Origin of the sequence: Streptomyces gelaticus (assembly GCF_014649535.1) — a bacterium.
Classification (GTDB): Bacteria; Actinomycetota; Actinomycetes; order Streptomycetales; family Streptomycetaceae; genus Streptomyces; species Streptomyces gelaticus.
In genome coordinates, this window is sequence record NZ_BMTF01000014.1 from 34,816 (window position 1) to 55,122 (window position 20,307).

Annotated in this window: 16 protein-coding genes; 3 read left to right on the forward strand and 13 right to left on the reverse strand. The window is 69.1% G+C overall.

Going from position 1 to position 20,307, the window contains the following annotated elements; all coding sequences use genetic code 11:
• Positions 1–197 precede the first annotated feature (197 nt).
• Positions 198–2,261, reverse strand: a complete 2,064-nt coding sequence (locus IE107_RS20405) for a discoidin domain-containing protein (protein WP_189545268.1) — start codon at positions 2,259–2,261, stop codon at positions 198–200.
• A 488-nt stretch (positions 2,262–2,749) separates the two neighbouring features.
• On the opposite strand from IE107_RS20405, the gene IE107_RS20415 reads away from it, so the two are divergent.
• Positions 2,750–3,172 (forward strand): hypothetical protein, encoded by a 423-nt coding sequence (locus IE107_RS20415; RefSeq protein ID WP_189545269.1) that lies wholly within the window; start codon positions 2,750–2,752, stop codon positions 3,170–3,172.
• Between the two features lie 296 nt (positions 3,173–3,468).
• Here the strand turns inward: IE107_RS20415 and IE107_RS20420 are convergent, their stop codons facing one another.
• The 8 genes from IE107_RS20420 to IE107_RS20455 all read right to left on the reverse strand — a co-directional run bounded on the left by IE107_RS20420 (position 3,469) and on the right by IE107_RS20455 (position 11,592).
• On the reverse strand, positions 3,469–4,725 hold the full coding sequence (locus tag IE107_RS20420) for a sensor histidine kinase (RefSeq protein ID WP_189545389.1): 1,257 nt from the start codon (positions 4,723–4,725) through the stop codon (positions 3,469–3,471).
• Positions 4,726–4,754: 29 nt separating this feature from the next.
• Entirely contained in the window at positions 4,755–5,420 is a 666-nt protein-coding gene (locus tag IE107_RS20425) for a hypothetical protein (protein WP_189545270.1), read from the reverse strand.
• 156 nt (positions 5,421–5,576) lie between these two features.
• Complete coding sequence (locus tag IE107_RS20430; protein ID WP_189545271.1) at positions 5,577–6,164, reverse strand: RBBP9/YdeN family alpha/beta hydrolase; 588 nt, start codon at positions 6,162–6,164, stop codon at positions 5,577–5,579.
• Positions 6,161–7,450 carry an MFS transporter gene (locus IE107_RS20435; RefSeq protein ID WP_229867120.1) on the reverse strand — a complete coding sequence of 430 codons (1,290 nt, stop codon included), beginning with the start codon at positions 7,448–7,450 and terminating at the stop codon, positions 6,161–6,163. Before IE107_RS20435 ends, IE107_RS20430 begins: the two co-directional genes overlap by 4 nt.
• Complete coding sequence (locus IE107_RS20440; protein WP_189545272.1) at positions 7,434–8,309, reverse strand: TauD/TfdA dioxygenase family protein; 876 nt, start codon at positions 8,307–8,309, stop codon at positions 7,434–7,436. Before IE107_RS20440 ends, IE107_RS20435 begins: the two co-directional genes overlap by 17 nt.
• 35 nt (positions 8,310–8,344) lie before the next feature.
• Positions 8,345–9,316 (reverse strand): quinone oxidoreductase family protein, encoded by a 972-nt coding sequence (locus IE107_RS20445; RefSeq protein ID WP_189545273.1) that lies wholly within the window; start codon positions 9,314–9,316, stop codon positions 8,345–8,347.
• Between the two features lie 26 nt (positions 9,317–9,342).
• Complete coding sequence (locus IE107_RS20450; RefSeq protein ID WP_189545274.1) at positions 9,343–10,401, reverse strand: beta-keto acid cleavage family enzyme; 1,059 nt, start codon at positions 10,399–10,401, stop codon at positions 9,343–9,345.
• Positions 10,402–10,572: 171 nt separating this feature from the next.
• Positions 10,573–11,592, reverse strand: coding sequence for an AraC family transcriptional regulator (locus tag IE107_RS20455; RefSeq protein ID WP_189545275.1), 1,020 nt, complete (start codon positions 11,590–11,592; stop codon positions 10,573–10,575).
• Between the two features lie 686 nt (positions 11,593–12,278).
• Here IE107_RS20455 and IE107_RS20460 point away from each other — a divergent pair.
• Positions 12,279–13,781, forward strand: coding sequence for a long-chain-fatty-acid--CoA ligase (locus IE107_RS20460; protein ID WP_189545276.1), 1,503 nt, complete (start codon positions 12,279–12,281; stop codon positions 13,779–13,781).
• 338 nt (positions 13,782–14,119) lie between these two features.
• Entirely contained in the window at positions 14,120–14,458 is a 339-nt protein-coding gene (locus IE107_RS20465) for a YciI family protein (protein ID WP_189545277.1), read from the forward strand.
• A gap of 670 nt (positions 14,459–15,128) precedes the next feature.
• On the opposite strand, the gene IE107_RS20470 is transcribed toward IE107_RS20465, so the two are convergent.
• From IE107_RS20470 to IE107_RS20485, 4 genes are read right to left on the reverse strand one after another with little or no spacing between them, the layout of a single operon-like run.
• Positions 15,129–16,490: a DUF3100 domain-containing protein gene (locus IE107_RS20470; protein WP_189545278.1), complete on the reverse strand. Its 1,362-nt coding sequence runs from the start codon at positions 16,488–16,490 to the stop codon at positions 15,129–15,131.
• Entirely contained in the window at positions 16,487–17,713 is a 1,227-nt protein-coding gene (locus IE107_RS20475; protein WP_189545279.1) for a M20 family metallopeptidase, read from the reverse strand. The genes IE107_RS20470 and IE107_RS20475 overlap by 4 nt, the downstream gene beginning before the upstream one ends.
• Before the next feature lie 9 nt (positions 17,714–17,722).
• Positions 17,723–19,279, reverse strand: coding sequence for an aldehyde dehydrogenase family protein (locus tag IE107_RS20480; protein WP_189545280.1), 1,557 nt, complete (start codon positions 19,277–19,279; stop codon positions 17,723–17,725).
• Positions 19,276–20,163, reverse strand: coding sequence for an NAD(P)-dependent oxidoreductase (locus tag IE107_RS20485; RefSeq protein WP_189545281.1), 888 nt, complete (start codon positions 20,161–20,163; stop codon positions 19,276–19,278). Before IE107_RS20485 ends, IE107_RS20480 begins: the two co-directional genes overlap by 4 nt.
• Between the last annotated feature and the right edge of the window lie 144 nt (positions 20,164–20,307).

Below are 20,307 nucleotides of genomic sequence, written 5' to 3' on the forward strand. Positions count from 1 at the left end.
CGGAAGGAGGGACGCCGATTCCGGCTGTCGGGCGCGAGGGTCTCCCGGGGATGGACGGTGACCGGGTTCGCGGCGCGTGAATCCCTGCGCGCCGCGCGGCGCGGGCGGCGAACGCGCCGGGAAGCCGCCCGGGGCCGGTCGGATCAGGAGAGCTGATCCGGCCGGCCCCGGCCCCGGACACCGCCGCACCGGTGCCGTCAGTCGCTGTAGACGCCGGCCTCTCGGAGCGAGTAGCCCCACTCGGTGCCGCGCTCCAGCCCTTGGATCCGTACATAGCGCGCGCGAGTTCCGGCGAACCGCGCCGTGTCCAGGCCGCCGTCACCGGCGGCCGTGGACCACACCGTCTTCCAGTTCGTGCCGTCTTCCGACAGCTCGACACGGTACGACTTCGCGTACGCCGCCTCCCAGTCGAGGGTGACGCGCTTGACCGGCTTCGTGGATCCGAGGTCGATCCGCAGCCACTGGTCGTTGTTCCACTCGCTGGCCCAGCGGGTGCCCGTGTCGCCGTCCACGGCCCGGCCGGGCGCGAAGCTGACGAACGGGTTCCACCACTCCGACGAGGACGCCGAGGCCGCCGCGCCCGAGGCCAGGTTCTCCCCGGACTTGTACTTCTCGGAGTTCCCCCAGGTACGGAGGTAGGACTCGGCGCCCGCGAAGAGGTCGTCCACGACCTTCTGGCCGCCGACGATCCGGATGTCCTCGATCCAGTCCGGGACCATGCCGTAGTGCGCGGCGCCCGTGGTGTTGAAGTCCCACGTGCGCTCACCGGTGGTCTGCTTGTCGATCACCGAGCCGCCGTCCGTACTGCGGAAGGGGTACTTCACCGGGTTCGGGGTGTCCCCGCCCCGCGGGCCCGGCCAGCCGCCGACACCGTTCATGTCGGTGCCGTAGCCGTAGCCGACCCCGTACTTCTCGCGCAGCGCGTCCGTGCGCCTGGCCTCCGCGCTGAACGCCTCGGAGCCGCTCATGTACTGGCCGGCGAATCCGCCGAGCTTGTAGAGCCGCTCGGTCCAGCCCATGTCCATCCAGCTGTGCGAGGAGATGACACCCGGGTACGACTCGGATTCCAGGATGTCCAAGGCCCGACCCGCGGCCTTGACGCTCATGTGGTCGAGCTCCAGCATCATGCCGCGTTTCATCATGCCGCGTACCGCGTACTCACCCAGGTCGGTCAGCCCACGGGTGTTGCACTGCGCGTCCGAAGCGTACGTGGGGACGGACACCCCCGCCGGCAGCAGCTTCTCCGCCTGGGGCGCCGCTGCGTTTCCGATGGGGTTGTCGTGCTGCGGGCCGCGGCAGGTCTCCGTCTTCCAGAAGGTGCCGGTCGACAGGAACTGGCCCGCGTTGATGGCCGTACCGAGTGCACCGGAGTCGTAGCGCACCCCGCACAGGGCATTGTCGAACTTGTGGCACAGGAACATGCTGCGCACGCCCAATTTGTGCAGCTCGTCCAGGCCGCGGTCGATGTCCTCCTTGCCGCACTGCGCGACATCCAGGACCTGCTTGCAGCCGAACGGCTCGGAGGTCTCGACCCCCAGGACGACGGCCAGCTTGCCCTGCTCGATGACCTCGCGGGCCTGCGCGCTGTCGGTGACGATCCGGAACCAGCCCTTGCCCGGACCGCCGTACATCTTGTCGATGAAGGCCTGCATGTCGTACGACTTCTGCGCCTCGAGACGGATGGCGGTCATCTCGTCGCACCCGCGGTCCTTGAAGAAGTAGACCGAGCAGATCACGCCGTTGGTGACCAGGTCGTTGACCAGCACCCGCTGGCCACCGCGCCACGCCCGCTCGATCCAGGCGTAGTAGTTCTGCTGGTGCGTCAGCGAGTCATGGGCGGGCCAGTCCTTGAACGTGGGCCACCCGTCGGGATCGTGCTTGCCGTCGCCCTTGGTGATGAAGTCGAAGACGGCGAGCGTGCCGTCCGGGTAGTGCTCGGGGCAGTCCTTGAGGGCGTCGGCGACACCCTGTTCCGAAAACGGCTTGCCGCAGATCAGCCGGCCGCCGAAGCCCTCGTTGGACATGATGTGGTCGTGGACGTCGGCGAAGCCCCTGACACGCCCCTGGGCATCGGTGCCCTTGAAGGGCTCGCCCGTGACGTTGATCTGCGAGTCGGGCGCGGGCCGCGCGGCCGGGTTCCACCAGCCGGTCTCCGCCGCGGAGCTGGGCATCGGACCGAGCACCAGGGCCATCACGGTGAGGAGCAGTGACACCACCGCGAGGGATCTGAGTCTGTGGCGCAGAGATTGAACCGTGATCATCACATGAATCCTTAAATGTGAGTTGGGCTCATGTTCCGCTCATACGTTAGGCACCCGAGCCCGCAACGCCAACCCCTCGACGAGGGCTATCGCCGGGAACCAGGGAAGAACTCGCCACCGGAGACGCGGTGCTCGCACACCCGGGAGCAGGGGCACCGATTCCGGCTGCCGAGATCACGGAGTGCGCGGCGGACATCTGAACCCCGCCGTCACCGTGGCACTGTGGCGTCTGGGGACATTTCCCGGGCGGGCCGTCGTCCTGTACACGGCCCGACCGTGAACGGCCGCTGTGGTTGCGGCACTTCACTGCCGTACCGCCTCACGCCTCGCGAAGAGCGGCCGCCGACGACCGAGACTTGAACATGTTCAAACTCCGTGCCAGGGTACGGCGTGGGTTCTTGATTCCACTGGTCGCGCACGCGGCCTGCGGACCCCGCTAGGGGTGGAGTGTCTTGCGATACTGTCGTACTGCGCTGATCTTGCTCGCCATGGCCCTTGCCCTCACGGCCTGCGGCAGGCTCACCGTCATGCCGCCGCCCGAGGGTGAACCGGTCGTTCTGAAGCCTGCCGAACTTGCGACCACGTGGACCGATGCCGAAGGCGGCACCCTCACGCTGAAGCAGGGCGGAACGTTCATCGCCGATAAAGTCTGCGTCGCCGTCAGCTGGTACGACGGCTTGACCTGGTCCGGAACAGGCACCTGGGAGCAAGGCTCCAACAAGAAGCAAAGCCTCGTCGGTCTGTCCTTCGACGCCGATCACTCCGTCGACCCCTATCACCCCGAAAGGGGTGAGCGGGAGCCTGCCCCCTACGCCGCCTTGAGGCAAGGCAAGGTCCTGAAGCTCTGGGTCGCCATCGGCGATCCGGACAACGATTATCCGAACTGTGTCCTGACCAGCCCGGCGAGTTGACTCGGTTGCCGCGTGGCCGGGCGAGCTGCACACGGTCCGGCATCGCACATGAGCGGTTTTAGTCGATCGTGTCCCCCTGCCGTGATCAAGGGAATCAGCCTTCGGTAGTGCCGGGGAGGGCCTCGGTGTCGACGGTGGCGTAGATGGTGGCCATGCTCTCTTCGGTGCGTCGGCTGGCGACGAGGCTGATCAACGGGGAAATCGCTCCCGCCGGCCTGGTGACGGTTGACTATGGTATCCGTGTCATGCGCCCCGAAGGCCCCGAGGACCACGACCCAGTTCCTTCACGCGGATACTCAATCCGGTAGGGACGGCGTGGCGGGGAGGCGGAGCGTGGCGACGGCTCCGCCGTCGGGCGCGTTCGAGAACTCCAGGCCGGCACCGAGCACGCGGGCCTGCCCGAGTGCGATGGTCAGGCCCAGGCCGTGCCCGAGCTTCCTGCCGTTCTGCGACTGGCTCCGGAACCGTTGCGGACCGTGGTCGAGGAGATGGTCGGGGTAACCGTCCCCGTGGTCCCGTACGGTCACGACCGGGCCGTCAACGGTCAGCGTCACGGGTGGCCGGCCGTGCTCGTGGGCGTTGCCCACGAGGTTGCCCACTACGCGTTCGAGCCTGCGCCGGTCGGTTTGCACGCTGACGTCCCGGACGACTTGGACCTTTGTCTCAAGACCGGTGGCCCGTGCCGCGCGCTCGACCATTGGCCCCAGTCTGTGGGTGTCGTGCTCGGCGCGCTCCACCTGAGCGTCGAGGCGGGAGATCTCCAAGAGGTCCTCGGTCAGCCGACGCAGCGTCTGGATGCGGTCGCGCACCATGTCCGTGGGGCGGCCGGGCTCCAGCAGTTCGGACGCCATGAGCAGTCCGGCGAGAGGGGTGCGCAGTTCGTGGGAGACATCAGCGGTGAAGCGTTGCTCGCTGTGCAGCTTGTACTGCAAGGTGGCGGCCATCGCGTCGAGCGCGGCCGCCACGGCGGCCGCCTCGTCCCCGTCCCGGCCGGAGCCCGGGGTGTGGGGGGCGTTCACACGGGCGTCGAGATCCCCGGCGCTGATCCGGCGGGCTACCTGGGCGGTGCGGCGCAGCCTTCTGGTGAGTCGCGACACCGAGATCAGCCCGGCGAGCAGGGTGATGCCGGTCGCGGCGACCGAGGAGACAAGGATGGCCCGGTCCAGTCTGCGGATGGTGGCGGCCCGGCTGCTGTAGTCCTGGCGTACCGCCAGGACCTTGCCCCCGGAAACGGGGGTGGCGGCCCACATCGTCGGGCGGCCGCGATGGTCGGCGAGCTGACTGGCGCGTTCCTGGTCCTTGAGGACGATGCGGCGGAGAGCGGCGGGGAGGCCCGGCGGATCCACCGCGGTGTTGGGACCGAGCGGCTGGCCCGCGGTGAACGCGGGTAGGGTCCGCTCCAGTTCGTCCAGGGCCGCTCGGCGGGCGCGGCTCTGACTGTCCGCACTGACCTGGACGTGCACCAGAGTTCCGAGGAGTACGGCCAGCAGGCAGCAGACGGCGGTGAGGAAAGCCGCGAACTTCCAGTGCAGTGTCCTCGTCCAGGAGGGCATCCGCAAACGGTTCTTCAGGGGCGGTGTGCTCACTGCCCGGGCTCCGGGGAGGGAGCGAGGGTCTTTCGGTCGTACTCCATCTCTTTGCTCATCATGATCTGATGGGCGCTGTCCCACGAGAAGACTGTGCGTGCTTCGTATCCGGCGGAGTCCGAGGACTCCCGCATGACCAGATCGCCGTCCGCCACCTCGACGGACAGCACCCTTCCCACGGTATTCAGGATCTGGGTCACTGCCCCGTTCCGAATCCTGTAGACCCACAGGACCAGCGCGTGCTGCCTCTCCTCGATGCCGATGATCAACTCGTCCTTCCCGTCTCCTGTCAGGTCCTTGTACTCGGGGGTCCGCACGGGGCACTGGTCTGGTTCGGCGGAGCAGCGGCTGATCCGTTTCTGCATGTTCTCGTCGAATGCGGGCCGCTGGCGCCGGGCATCGGCTGCAATCTGCGCCGCGACGACGGAGTCGGCGTCGAGCTGCCGGATGTCTCCGGAGGGCACCTCGGGCAACCCGGGAAGAGGTGTCGGTTCCTCAGGTCCGTACCAGTCCGGCGCGGGGCGCGGCGCCGGGGGCTTCTCGGGCCACAGTCGAACCGGGGCGGGCGCGACCGAGGCGTGTCCGGCGGACTGGGGCTCCCCGGCTTCCACGCACCCGCCCAGGAGCGCTGACGCGCCCGTCACCGCGAGAACACCCGACATGGTCCGCAACGGACGGGCGGCAGGCAGGCGACGGAGAAGAGACACAGAGCGTCCAGGGGCAGGGCGAAGACATACAGAAGAGATGATAAGCCCCACCCATGGCGACGGCGAAAGCACAGCAGCAGGACTCGGGCGGCGATCTGGAGTTGTACGGGCTTATACGGACACCTCGGTGTCCGGGGTGGTACGGCAGCCAAAGGTCTGGAGCAACTCCAGTGCCTGCGGCCATTCCCCGTAGCCCGATGCGGGATTGAGGTGTCCCACCGGGCCGATGTTCACCAGGCGGCTGCCCCAGGCGCGGGCCAGTTCGGCGACCCGGTCGAGGCGGGCCAGGGGGTCGTTCGTGCTCGCTGCGACGACGCTGGGGAACGGCAGCGGGTTACGGCGGACCGGCAGCCATCCGTTCTCGCGCAGGGTCTGCGGTCCGGGGTGACCGTCGGGCAGCGGGGTGTCGAAGTCCGGCGGTGTCGCGAGCAGCGCGCCGTGCACCGGGCGGCGGTGCCGGGCCGCCCAGTGCACGGTGGTGAGCACTCCGGCACTGTGCGCGACGAGCACCACCGGCCCTTGGATCCGGGACAGCGTGTCGTTCAAGGCCATCACCCGTGCGTCGCGGCTGAGTCCGGCGTCCGTCGGGGACGGCACGGTGACGGCGCCGGCGATCCGGGCGGCGAGCACCGTCTGCCAGTGGTCGGGGACGTGGTCGCGCAGTCCGGGCACCAGCACGACCGTGGGGGTGGGATTCATGTCGGGAGCTCCGATCTTCTGAGGGCCCAGGCCGAGACCGAGACGAGGCCCCTGTCGTAGTGGCGTCTGCCGAGAGCGAAGGCCAGGCCGGCCACGAGCGAGACGAGCGGGATCACCTGGAGTGCGGCGCGCAGGCCCATGCGGTCGGCGAGCATCCCGGTCACCGCGGGTCCGGGTGCCAGGCCCAGCAGGCTGTTGGCGAGGGTGAGCGTGGCCATGGCCGTCGCCGCGACGGCGGCCGGGGTCAGGCTCACCACCATGGCGGCGGCAGGTCCCGCGGTGGCATTGGACAGCAGTATGCCCGCGCCGACGAGAACGAGTTGCGGTGCGCCGGGAGGGAGTTGGAACCCTGCCGTGAGCAGTGTCAGCGATCCGGTACTGCAGATGACGGCGACGGTCCATTTGAGATGCGGATTCCCGCGTCCGAGCCGGTCGCAGACCATACCGCCGCCGATCATGCCGATCCCGGTGATCAGTGCGAAGACCCCCGCGGCGAGTCCGGCCTCGGCGGTTGCCAGGCCGTAGGAGCGATCGAGGAAACTGGGCATCCAGGCCAGCAGCGCCATCGCGATGAACATCTGCAGCCCACTGCCCACATAGGCGCACAGTACGGAGACGGAGGAGAACAGCCTCGGCAGGAGCGTCCGCACCGGCCACCCGGCGGCGTCCGGTGCGCCGCCGAGTCCGACGTCTGCCGCTGCCAGTTTCCGCTCCGTAACGACGATGCCGTAGACCGCTGCCAGGACCAGTCCGAACAGGCCCATGACCGCGAAGGTCCAGCGCCAGCCGAGGTATTGGGCCACGACACCGCCGATCGACACCCCGAGTACGGATCCGAAGGCGCCGCCCGCGATGAACGCTCCTGAAAGGGTGGCCCGCAGGCCCGCCGGGAAGACGCTCAGCACCACCGCGATGCCGACGCTCCCGTACGCCGCCTCGCCCACGCCGACCATGAAGCGGCCCAGGAACATCTGTCCGTAGCTCGCGGAAACGGCGCAGCCCAGGGTCGCCAGGCTCCACACCACCGCCGCCAGGACAAGGCTCCTGACCCGACCCCACCGGTCGGCGAGCAGCGACAGCGGGAAGGTCAGCAGCCCGACCATCAGGGCGACGATGCCGCTCAGGGAGCCCAACTGGGCGTCGGACAGCAGCCATTGGGCCTTCAGCAGCGGGAACACCGCGTTCAGGACCTGCCGCGACATGTAGTCGGACAGAAGCAGGCCGAAGCTGAGGGCGAACACCAGCCACGCGTATCGGCGGGTCACCGGCTCAGCAGGGCCGGTCACCGGCGATCCCGGCGCGCTCCATCTTGCGGACGGCCGGCCAGTAGTCCTGGACGGCGTAGTGCTGGGTCGAGCGGTTGTCCCAGATGGCCACGCTGTTCGTGGTCCAGCGCCAGCGGACCTGGTACTCGGGGATCGCGGCCTGGCTGATCAGGTAGTTCAGCAGGAGGTTGGCGCCGGGGGCGTGGTCCTGACCGTACCGAACGTTCTCGGGGGTGTGGTGGTTGACGAAATGGGTGGTGAAGGCGTTGACGAAGAGGATCTTCTCCCCGGTCTCCGGGTGGGTGCGGACCACCGGGTGCTCCGGGTCCGGGTAGCGGGCCTTGAGCCGGTGGCGCTGTTCCATCGGCAGGACCGCGCCGAAGCTCGCTTCGATGCTGTGCCGGGCTCGCAGGCCGTCGATCTGTGTGCGGATGTGCTCGGGGAGCCTGCGGTACGCCTCGGCCATGTTCACCCAGATCGTGTCGCCACCCACCTCGGGGGTCTCGACGCAGCGCAGCACGGCACCCATGGGCGGGCAGTCGCGCCATGTCGCATCACAGTGCAGGGCGTTCTCGTAGTGCTCGGGCTTGCTGTCCAGGTCCTTGTAGATGCGGACGAGGCCCGGGTGGTCCGGGTCGCTGCCGAGGACCGGGTGGTCCTCCAACGGGCCGAGGCGGGAAGCGAAGGCGACGTGCTCGGCGCGGGTCATGTCCTGGTCACGCAGGAACAACACTTTGTGGCGGAGCAGAAGTTGTTTGATCTCGGCGTGGAGGGCGGAGTCGTGGGCGGCATCGCTGAGCTGGACACCGTGCAGTTCGGCACCGATGGTGCAGGTCAGCGGTTCGACCTGGATCCGGGTACGGGTGGAGGTCTGCGTCATTGCACTCTCCTGGGGCGGTTGAGGAAATGAGGGGTTCAGGGGATGAGGACGGACGAACCAGTGGTACGGCCCGCTTCCAGTGCGCGGTGCGCCGCCACCGCGTCGTCGAGGGCGTATCGCTGGTTGACACGGATCGCGATCCGGCCGGCGGCGACGTGTCCGAACAGTTCGTCGGCCAGACCGTCCCGTTCGGCGGGCTCGGCGATGTAGTCGGCCAGGGCGGGTCGGGTGACGAACAACGAGCCGTGGACGGCGAGTTGCATCGCGTCGAGGGGCGGCACACCGGACGCCGTGCCGAAGCAGACCAGTAGGCCGCGGCGGCGAAGCGAGGCCATGGACCCGGCGACGGTGTCCTTGCCGATGCTGTCGAGGACGAGGGGCACGCCTACCCCGTCGGTCAACTCCCGTACCCGCTCGGCGACATCCTCCCTGCGGTACAGGATGGTGTGGTCGCAACCATGGGCACGGGCGAGTTCGGCCTTCGCCTCCGTGGAGACCGTGCCGATCACGGTGAGGCCGAGCAGCTTCGCCCACTGGCAGATGATCAGCCCGACCCCGCCCGCGGCGGCGTGCAGCAGGATCGTGTCGCCGTGCTTGAGCGGATGGATCCGGCGCAGCAGGTAGGCGGCAGTGAGACCGCGCATGGTCATCGCGGCAGCGGTCTCGCAGTCGATGCCGTCGGGCAGCCGGATCAGGGGGTCGGCGGGCATGATCCGTTCGGTACTGTAGGCGCCGAGCGGGCTGCCGGTGTACGTGACGCGGTCGCCCTCGGCGACGTGGGTGACTCCCGCGCCGACGGCCTCGACGATGCCGGCGCCCTCGACACCGAGACCGGCGGGCAGCGGCGCCGGGTAGAGTCCGGTGCGGAAGTAGGTGTCGGCGAAGTTGAGGCCGATGGCCTCGTGCCGAACGCGGACCTCTCCGGGGCCCGGGTCGCCCACGGTGACCTGCTCCAGTCGCAGGACATCGGGGCCGCCGGTCTCGTGGAAGCGGATGGCGTGTGCCATGGGATGCTCTCTTCGTTCGGCGGTGGTCAGCGGGTCGTGTCGCGGAGCATGAAACCGCGCTGTCCGGGACGCCGGTTGGGCACCATGCCGAGCCGGGCCAGCGTCTGGTCGGTGTCGGCGTAGTACTCGCCGATGTGGTAGATCTCCTTGGCCTCCGCGCCAGTCGCGATGTCGCGACCGAGGGCGTCGGCGATGCGCACCATCTGCTCGACCTGTCGGACGGAGCTCATGCGCTCGCCCTTCCGCGCCCACAGGTTGTCCTCGTTGCCGACGCGGACGTGCACACCGAGGGCGATGGCGATGGCGTTCATGGGGGCGACGGCGCGCATCGAGGACTCGATGGTGAGGACGGCACCGTCGGGAACGCGGCGGACGAACTCGATCAGGTCGGCGGGGTGGCGTCCCGCGAACCCGCCGCCGATGGCCACGTAGTTCAGGACCAGGGGACCTGTGTACACGCCGCTGCGGATGAGGCGCTCGACGGTCTCCAGCTGTGCCATGGTGGCGAGTTGGAAGTGGGGCTGAATGTCGTTGGCGTGCAGGCGCTTCAGGTGCTCGAGGTAGAAGTCGGGACCGGCCTCGACAACCATGTCCCGATAGGCCTTGTAGTAGTCGGGCTTGGCGATGGAGGTGCCGGCCAGATCGTCGTCCGTCATGATCTCGACGATGTTCATCTGGCTGGTGTTGATGGCGATCGTCACCTGGTCGGGGCGCGGGGTGAGTTCGGCCAACAGGTGGCGGGTGTCGTAGCTCAGCCATTTCGCATCGGCGCCCTCGTCCCCGGGAGCGAACGAGATGGATCCCCCGATCTGCAGGACCATGTCCGGAACGGCCTCGCGCAGCCGTCCGAGCAGTTCGTTGAACATGGACATGCGCTTGGAGCCATGACCGTCCAGTTCGCGTACGTGGATGTGGAGCACGGTGGCGCCGGCGTTGTAGCAGTCGACGGCGGCCTGGACGTGCTCGTCCATGGTCAGGGGGAGGTCGTCGGCGTCGCCGGGGAGCCACTCCGGGCCGTAGGGAGCGGCCTGGATCACCAGCTTCTCCTGGTTCTCGGGCAGCAGGGAGTCGTCGAGGAAGTGCATGGGTCATCTCCTGACAAGCAGACGCGGAGGCGGATGGCCGTCGAGCACCATCCGTACCAACTCGGTTTGTTCACAAGGGCGTTGCCAGACGAAGCGGCGGTTTCCCTTGCGGTACGGCCACGTTAGGAGCGGGTTACGCGCCGCGCTTCACCGGAGGTGACAGAAGACTTGTCACTTGGGGACAGAGCCAGTGGCCGCCCGGCGGGCGCGCCACTCGCGTGCACTGGTGCCGAACTGGTCGCGGAACCAGCGGGAGAAGGCACTGGGGGCGGAGAAGCCGAGCAGGCCGGAGATCTCCGTCAGGGAGCGGCGCGGGTTCGCCACCAGTTGCCCGGCCAGCTGTGTACGCGCGGTGTTCACGAGCGAGGAGAATGTCTCACCGGACGTCGCCAGATGCCGGTGGACAGTCCTGCGGTCGACACCGAGGCTCCCCGCGACCTGTTCGATCGAGCAGCGTCCGGTCGGCAGCAGGACCTCGATCAGCTCGCGCACCCGGTCCAGTTCGGTGATCTCCGAGGTCACCGCGATGGACTCAAAATACTGGCGGGCGTAGCCGCGCAAATGGGGATCCGACATCGAATTGGGGGTGTCCAGATCGGTTGCGTAGAAGACGAGGCCGTTGAATTCCTGGTCGAATTCCACCACTGGACCGAAGTGGCGACGGTGCGCGGCGATGTCGCGGGGGGCTCCGTGGGTGAAACACACGGAAACCGGCCTCCAATGGGCACCGAGGAAGACCCGCACGAATCCGTGGAAGGCACCCACGGCCAGCTCGACGGCCTGCCGGGCCCGCCGCACCTCACCGAGCTCCAGGCTCACCTTGATGGTGGCGAGCCCGTTCACCTCGGTGAGCCGGCTGCGCAGCAGCTCGTTGTACATGCGCTCGTGGCGGATCAGGAGCTGGATGGCGCTGCGGACATCGGGCTCCTCACGCAGGACGAGGCTGATGGGCCCGAGATTCGAGAAACGGCGGCGCTCGGCGAGAAGCAGGCCGAACTCCTCGCGGTGGGCAGCCGCGGCGGAGAGCTCGAGGAGTTCGGTGACCGCGGCGCCCGAGATCCACCGGTCCTGGACGGCGAGCCCGACCGGATCGAGACCCACGCGCTTCATCAGGGTGCGCGGATCGATGCCGAGGGACTGGCTGAGCTCTATGTAGCTGCTGAGTGCTGCGTTGCGGACCAGTGGTTTCATCGGGGCGCTCCAAGGCTCTGTCCCAAACTGATAAGCCATCTGTCCCGTCAGGTCAAGCGATGCGCCGGGCCGTGACCTAGCGTGGCACCACCGCGGAGTCCTCACAGAATTCCGGCACAAAAACCTTGGCAAATTCTCGGCCTGTTGAAAAGACCTCGCTATCGGCTCGGCTTGGCGAACGAATCCAGGATTCTGTCTCTCGGTGTCAAGGAATGCACCGACGACGAGTGGAGAAAACATGGTGCGCGGGCCACCCGCTACTGAGAACAACCGCCGGCTGCTTCTCCGCGCCGAGCATTATTCCCAACGCTTCTATCTTGTCGCTGAGTTGGAGAGCGGCCGGGGATTCGTCCTGGTCCGCATGTCCCGGTCGACAGGTACGGCTCGCGGCGGGCCGCCGGTCTCGTCCGACCTGGGCCGGCACCTCGGCATCCCGGTGTCGCAGAACGCGACGGGGCACACGCTCGGCCATATCGAGGACACGCACGAGCTCCGGGCACCTCAAGGCATCGACGGACAACAACGAGCCCGAACGACGGTTTCACACACTCCGGTTGTGGCTCACCCCGCATCGCCTTCACAAGCTGCCCCGACGTTCTGGGGCGATGCGCACCCCCTGCCGGTGGCCGCGACGGAGTCGCGCCACGCGATGTGATCACCGCAATTCCCGACGACAAGGAAGCCGCATGACCGACCTGTTCGCACTCCTGGCCCGATCCGTCCGGTCCCACCCTGACCGGACGGCCGTGCGGCAGGGCGGAGACCTGCTCACGTATGCCCAACTCGACGACATGACCGCCCGGTTCGCTGCGCTCCTGCGCACCAAAGGGCTGCGGGCGGGCGACCGCGTGGCGGTGGCCCTCCCCAACGTCATCCACTTCCCCGTCGTGTACTACGGCATCCTGCGCGCCGGTGGCGTGGTGGTTCCGATGAATCCACTGCTGAAGTCCGGCGAGATGGCTTTCGTGCTCCGTGACTGCGGTGCCCGTCTGGTGGTGGCCGCTCCTTCCTGCTCGAACGAGGCCATACCGGCGGCGGCGCAGGCCGGTACGGAATGCCTGGTCGCGGATCCGGCGGTGTTCGCCGCGCTGCTGCGCTCGATTCCGGCGATGACCGGGGCGGCCTGCTGTGCCGACGACGACACCGCGGTGATTCTGTACACGTCCGGCACCACGGGGACTCCGAAAGGTGCGGAGCTGACGCACCGCAACCTCGTCAGCAACGCGCTGACAACGGCGCAGACGCTGCTGCGCGTGGGACCGGACGACGTCCTGTTCGGAGGCCTCCCGTTGTTCCACGCATTCGGGCAGACCTGCGCACTCAACACCGCTATTGCGACGGGCTGTTGCCTTACCCTGCTCCCCCGCTTCGACGCGGCCGAAGCCCTGGAGACATTGCGCCGGGATGAGGTGACCGTCTTCCTGGGGGTGCCCACGATGTACAACGCGCTCCTCCGGAACGGACTCGGGCAGCCCCTGCCTCGGCTGCGCCTCGCTGTCTCGGGCGGTGCCTCGCTGCCCGTCGAGCTGTTGCACGCCGCCGAACGTGAACTGGGCGTCACCGTCCTGGAGGGCTACGGCCTCTCCGAGACGTCTCCGGTGGCCTGCTTCAACCCGCCGGACAGGCCCCGCAAGGCCGGCTCCATCGGGCTTCCTGTGCGCGGGGTCGAGCTGCGGCTCGTCGCAGAAGACGGTTCCCCGGTCGGCCCCGGGGAGGTCGGTGAATTGGCGATCCGGGGCACGAACGTCATGAAGGGATACTGGAACCGCCCGGACGCCACCGCGGGCGCCTTCCGCAACGGGTGGTTCCACAGCGGCGATCTCGCCCGCGTCGACGAGGACGGCTACTACTTCGTCGTCGACCGCAGGAAGGACCTGATCATCCGCAGCGGCTACAACGTGTATCCGCGCGAGGTCGAGGAGATCCTGTACCAGCACCCGGACGTCACGGAGGCCGCGGTGGTAGGTGTTCCCGACCCCGCGCACGGCGAGGAGATCGCCGCCGTGCTGGTGCTGCGGCCCGGCGCGCGCACGACGCCGGACGAACTGCGCGACTACGTCAGACAGCGGGTGGCGGCCTACAAGTACCCGCGGATGGTGCAGTTCGTCGACGCACTGCCCAAGGGGGCGACCGGCAAGATCCTCAAGCGGGACATCGTGGTCGCTCCGCCGGATCCCATGGACGCCTGACCCTCACGACCGGTGATCCGAGGGCCTCTGCGACACCTGCTAGGCGCGGGCGCTGCAGCCCGAGCAGCGTAGGACGATCCTCGGCTGGACCTGCCCGGAGATCCGCCCCCGGAAGCGGCCGACCGCTGGACCCGGTCCACCCCACGACGTGCGCGCAGCCCGCACAACAGACACCGCGAAGCCGAGGACCAAGAAGGCCACCACGCCATGGCCCCACCGCACAGGTTGAAGATCAAGGAACCTGTTTCGGAAGCCGGGGAGAGTTTCGGTTCTGGAAGGAGGGGTTCGTCGTAGGGTGAGAGGGAGCCGAAGGAGGCCGAAGGCCGAGGGAGCCATGGATGACGCGGTACCTGATCTCGTTCGATGACGGCACGATGACCTTCCCCGAGGAGGAGTTGCCCGAGGTGGCCGAGGCCTCGCTCGAGGTGGTGCGTAAGGCTCGGGACGCCGGTGTGTGGGTCTTCGGTGGTGGACTGGAAAGGCAGCAGGCGAGTGTCGTGGCCACCGACGGGACCGTCACCGACGGCCCGTACCCGGAGACCAAGGCGGTGCTCGGCGGGTTCTCGATCATCGATGTGCCCTCACATGAGGACGCACTGGAGTGGGCTGCCAAGATCGCTGCCGCGTGCCGCTGTGCCCAAGAGGTCCGGGAGATCATGCCCGACCCGACCGTCTGATCGAAGACGACCCGCCGCGGCTGGGGCCTGGTTGGGAAGTGGCTTGTGACCTGCGGGATCGGCATGCTGCGGGCCTGTGGGCGACGCGCGAAGCCGTCAGAGGCCGAGTCGGCCGATCGCGGGCCGGGTCGTTCCCGGGGCGGGTGGACCGTGAAGATCCACGCAGCATGCGAGCAGGGGCAGAAGCCCATGAGGGATGGTTGTCACCGCAGGGCAGCGGGGCGACAGCCCGCAGTTCGCCGCGGTGCTCGACGAGGTCCGGGTGAAGTGTCCCTGCGGGGCGTGTCGACTGTACGAGACCAGGCCGAGCCGGACGCATGATGCCACGGCGAGACATGCGATTGAGACATTCGTAGCCCATGCTTCGCCACTGATCCGCAGAACTGTCGACAGACGCCCGAGACACTTGTCCAGCCGTCGGCCCAACCCACGGCTCGGGCACCAGAACGGCCCCGCACGTGCTGTACGGGGCCGTTGTGGTGAACACCGCACCCTCCGCCAGGTCGACCGTGCGGCCGGTGCAGGCCGAACACTCACCGCACTCCAGAACGGGACTGCGGCCGGTCTTGCAGCCGAGGCACTTCGCAGCCCCGTCAGCGTCGGCATCCCATCCCTCTCGGCAGCCGGGGGGCGACGCTGTCGCGCGGTCGGGCCCGCTGTGGAGGGGAGATCAGCCCCACGCGCCGAGGGTGAACTCGGCGATCACTACCGAGAGCAGGAACGAAGCGGTGATCGCTACGAGCCCGACCGGGATGATTTTCCAGCCGATACGGCGCAGCAACGGCAGATCCTTGCCCAGCGACAGTCCCGCGAGGGTCAGCATGATCGTGGCGATGGACAGGAAGTCCACCGAGCCGACCAGGCTGTTGAAGCTGTCGGAGGCGAAGAACCACGGGCTGGACACGTACGCGCCCACCGTGGTGATCCATACGATCGCGGAGATCTTCCGGCTGACCTTGGCGAGGAACAGACCGAGCAGTACCAGGCCCAGCAGCACGGCGTAGCCTCCGACGATGTCCCAGGCGATCGTGCCGGCCGCGACGGAGGCGGTGCCGAGGCCGAGCACCGTCAGGACGCCGAGCGAAAGCCAGAGCGGGATCCTGATCTCGCCCGAGGCGGCGGCGACTTCCTCCCGGAAGGCGCGGTTCGCGGCGGCGTCGTCCGTCGGGCCGTCCGGGGCGGATAGTGCGTCGGGCGTCGTCGTCTCCGGCCTGTGGGTGCCCTGACGGCGGGTGAGGAAGCGATAGAACCGGTCCGCCAACGGCAGTGCTACGTAGATGCCCACGTAGACCCCGAGGATGGTGGTGATGAGGTTCGACACCGCCGCCATGCCGAGGACGGCCTCCTCGTGCGCCGGGTACGCGGCCACGATGCTGGCCGAGGACGCGGCCATCATCGATCCCGAACCGACGCCGGCGCCCATGGCGAGGGCCAGTGGGTCGAAGATGTTCCAGTTCGACACCAACGAGGTCAGGAGCGTGATGAACACCGCTCCGAACATCGTGCCGAACACATACATGGCCAGGACGCCGCGGTACTGGTCGGAGTCCGGCCCGTACTTCTCCGAGACCATCGCGAAGGACGGCTCGCGGTCCAGCGAGAAGGTGGCTCCGACCGTGGCCCTGCCCAGGCGCAGTACGACGGCGAGCGGCAGGGCGACGGCCACCGTGCCCAGCAGATGGCCGATCTCCTGGAGCAGCAGTGCGGGCCCGGCCTTGACGAGCGTCGGCAGGCTGGGGCCGATGTTGAAGGCGAGACGGGCGACCAGGAGCATCACGGCCACCCCGACGAGCGCGGACGCCACTTTCTGGAGACGGATGCCGAGGGGCCGGACCTTCTGGACCGACACCAGCAGGCCCAGGATCAGACCCCACACCATGGGGAAGACGATGACGGAGCCGACACCCAGGTCGATGTCGAGCTGCCCGACGGCCTGCACGACCAGGGCGATGACCAGGGCGAGGGCGGCGATCGGCAGGGTCTGACGCGACCCGGCGACGTGGTCCTTGCCCGCAGCGGTGAGGTTGCTCATCTCGCCACCGCCTCTCTACGGACGTCACGGTGGTAGGCCGCGGCGATGAAACGGGCCCGGTGCTCGTCATGGCCCGCGGCGTCGACAACGGTCCAGGCGAGCGCGCGTGCCGCCTCGAACATCATGTCGTACGCCTGGGATGTGTCGGCGACGGCCGCGAAGGCATGGGAGTGGATGGGGGCGTCGGCTCCCGGAATGCTCAGCCATGGATGCAGGCTGGGGATGACCTGGCTGACGTTGCCCATGTCGGTCGAACCGCCTGCGAGCCGGTCACCGGAGGTGACGTCCCGCCCGAAGGCAGCCATGGCCGATGTCCAGAAGCCTGCCAGCGCGTCGTCCTGCACGAGCGGCTCGTAGAGCGGCTCGGTGGCCTCGACGGTAAGCTCGGCGCCGGTCGCCAGGGCCGCGCCCTCGAAGCACCTCCGGACACGTTCCAGCAGCGCCTCGTACTCGGGCAGGGTGAACGCCCGGCACTCGAAGTCGACGACGGCCCGTTCGGGGATGATGTTGGTGGCGACGCCGCCTTCGGAGACGAACAACGCCACCCGCTGGTCGCCCGGCAGTTGCTGGCGCAGCAGGCCGACTGCCACCTGGGAGAGCGTGGCGGCGTCGGCGGCGTTCACTCCTTGGTGCGGTGCGGCCGCGGCGTGCGCCGCACGTCCCCGGAACACGGCCCGGTACCGGCCGACCGCCTGCGCGGTGCTCCCTGCGGGGTTGTAGCCGACCCCGTCCTGCACCGGGTGGACCATCAGGGCCAGGCCCACTCCGTCGAACGCGCCGGCCTCCAGCAGCAGCGCCTTGCCGCCGCCGTGCTCCTCGGCCGGGGTGCCTATCGCCTTCAGCGTGATGCCGAGTTCGTCGACGTACGGGGCCAGGGCCAGCGCGGCGGCCACCGAGGCGCCGGCGATGAGGTTGTGGCCACAGGCATGACCGACCTCGGGCAGCGCGTCGTACTCGACACAGAGGGCGACCGTCAGCTCGCCGCTGCCCGCGGTGGCCGTGAACGCGGTCGGCAGACCGCCCGTGCCGCGCTCGATGGTGAACCCGCCCTCGGTGAGCAGCTCGCTGATCGCCGCGGCGGACTCGGTTTCCTGGAAGGCGATTTCGGGACGCGCGTGCAGGGCGCGTGCCAGCTCGAGCACGCGGTCCTGCCAGTCCGACACGCCCGTGGAGGTGTCGGACTTGAGCCGGCTGCCGGAGCCGGCGGGATTCTTCGTGGTCACGGGTGCCTCCTAGTAGCTCAGTGAGGGGAACGGGGCGCCGGCGGCCCGGGTGGGGGTCCAGACGGCCTTGGTCTGCGTGTACTCGTCCAGCACTCCGGGACCGGAGGAGCGGCCGTGTCCGGAGTCCCCGAAGCCGCCGAAGGGCACCGCGACGTGGATGGTCTTGTAGGCGTTGATCCAGAAGGTGCCGGATTTCACGGCGCGCGCCACGTGGTGGGCGCGGGCGACGTCCTGGGTCCATACCGCCCCGGCGAGACCGAAGTTCGTGGCGTTGGCGCGGGCGATGGCCTCCGCCTCGGTGTCGAAGGCGTCGGCGCCGACCACCGGTCCGAAGACCTCGGTGGTCTCCAGCGGGTTGGCGGGCGTGACCCCGTCCAGCAGGGTGGGCGGCACCCAGTGTCCGCTCGCCAGCGCGGAGTCGGTGAACCGGGCGGGCAGCTGTGTGCCGGTCACACGGCGGGCGCCGCCCCCGAGCCCGGCCTCGATCAGCGAGGTGACCGTGCCGAACTGGGGCCGGGTGATGATGGGGCCGACCTCGGTGGTGGGATCGAGTGGGTCGCCCAGCCGCAGCCGGGACGCCCGCTCGGCCACGCGTGCGATGAACTCCGCGTGCACGGAACGCTCGACAAGCAGTCTGGAGCCGGCCACGCACGACTGGCCCGCTCCGGAGAAGACGGCCGACACGGCGCCGTCGGCCGCCCGGTCCAGGTCGGCGTCGGCGAAGACGATGTTGGCGCTCTTGCCGCCGAGTTCGAGTACGGTCGGGATACCGGCGCCCGCCGCGGCGACCGCAACCCGGCGGCCGGTGGCGACCGAGCCTATGAAGGAAACCTTGCCGACCCGGGAGTCGGAGGTGAGGGCGGCGCCGACAGTGGCGCCGAGGCCGGTGGCGACGTTGAACACACCGTCCGGCAGCCCCGCCCGGTGGGCCAGCTGGGCCAGCCGCAGTGTGGAGGCCGGGGTGAACTCGCTTGGTTTGACGACGACGGCGTTGCCGGCCGCGAGCGGTGCGGCCGAGTTCCAGCCGCCCGTGAACAGGGGTGCGTTCCACGGGGTGACGGCCACCACTACGCCCCAGGGGACCCTTTCGGTGTAGGTGTGCCAGTTGCCCGGTACGGGGATCGTGTGGCCCAGCAGCTTGTCCGCCCACCCTGCGTAGTAGCCGAACATCTCGGCGACCTTGGCGGCCTCGGCGCGGGTGTCGCGGACGGGCTTGCCGGTGGTGGCGGATTCCAGGAGGGCGAGTTCCTCGGTGTGCTCGCCGATCGTCCGGGAGACCTCGCGCAGGATCGCGGCCCGTTCGAACGGGTCGGTCGCGGCCCAGACCTCGGCCCCGCGGACCGCGGAGGCCAGCACGGCGTCGGCGCCTTCGGTCCCGGCGTCGGCGTAGTCGGCGAAGCCCTCTCCGGTCGCTGCGGCGGTGAGGCGCACCGTCTCGCCACCGCCGGTGACGACCTGACCGTCGACGAACGAGCCCAGGCCGTCCGGGAAGGCGGCGTCGAGAGCGGCACGGGCGCTGGCGGCGCCGGACGTGCTGAGATCCGTCGGGAAGGTGGTGGGGCTCATGCTGCGCTGGCTCCTTCGGAGGTGAGGGAGGGGGCTACGGTGCGGGCGATCTCGGTGAAGTCGGCGTCGGGACCGAGCGCGGCCAGGGCCTCCTGCCAGACGCGGCTGGCGGCGGTCAGGAGTTGCGGGTTCGCACCGCGCTGCCCGGCGGTCTCGACGGCGAGTGCGGCGTCCCGGGCCATGAGTCCCAGCGCGAAGCCGGAGTCGTAGGTGCCGGTGAGCACCCAGTCCGGGTACATGGCCGCGGACGCCTTGCTGGCGCCGGACGCGCCGCTGATGCCCGCTGCCGCGGAGGAGGGGTCGACGCCGTACGCCTTCGCCACGGCGAGGGCCTCGCCGACCGCGACCAGGTTGACCGCTGCAAGGGCGTTGTTGAGGAGCTTGACCACGTTTCCGGAGCCGGGGGCGCCTAGGTGGCGGTACTGGCCGCCGGTGAGCGCGTCCAGCACGGGCCGCGCCACGTCGAGCGCGTCGAGGTCGGCACCGACGAACGCGGCGAGCCGGCCATCGGCCGCGCCGTCACGTCCGCCCGAGACAGGTGCGTCCACGAAGGCGGCGCCCTTGTCCGCCGCGAGGGCCGCGCACTCGGCGGACGTGCCCGGCTCCGATGTCGTGGTGTCGACAATGGCGAGCGTGCCAGGCCGCGCCAGCAGAGCGGGCACGGTCGCCTCGACCACGCGAGCCGAGGGCAGCGACAGGACCGCATACGGCGTGCCGGCCAACCGGTCGAGGTCCTCGACGACCTCCACACCCTCCTTTGCGGCGGCGGACCGGGCGGCGGGCGCCGGATCGAATCCGCGCACCTGCCACCCCGCCCGCAGCAGAGCGGAAGCCATGGCACCACCCATCGAGCCGAGGCCGACAACGGCGATGTGCTTGCTCATCAGTGCTCCTGTCATGAGGGGACGTGCGTACGGACACGAACGAGGCCGGGAAAACGGGCCTCGCCGGTCGGGGGGAGACGGTTTTCAGTGGGCCCGACAGACCCCGGGCAGGGGCAGCCGGGGCAAGCCCGTCGGCGCGGTCGG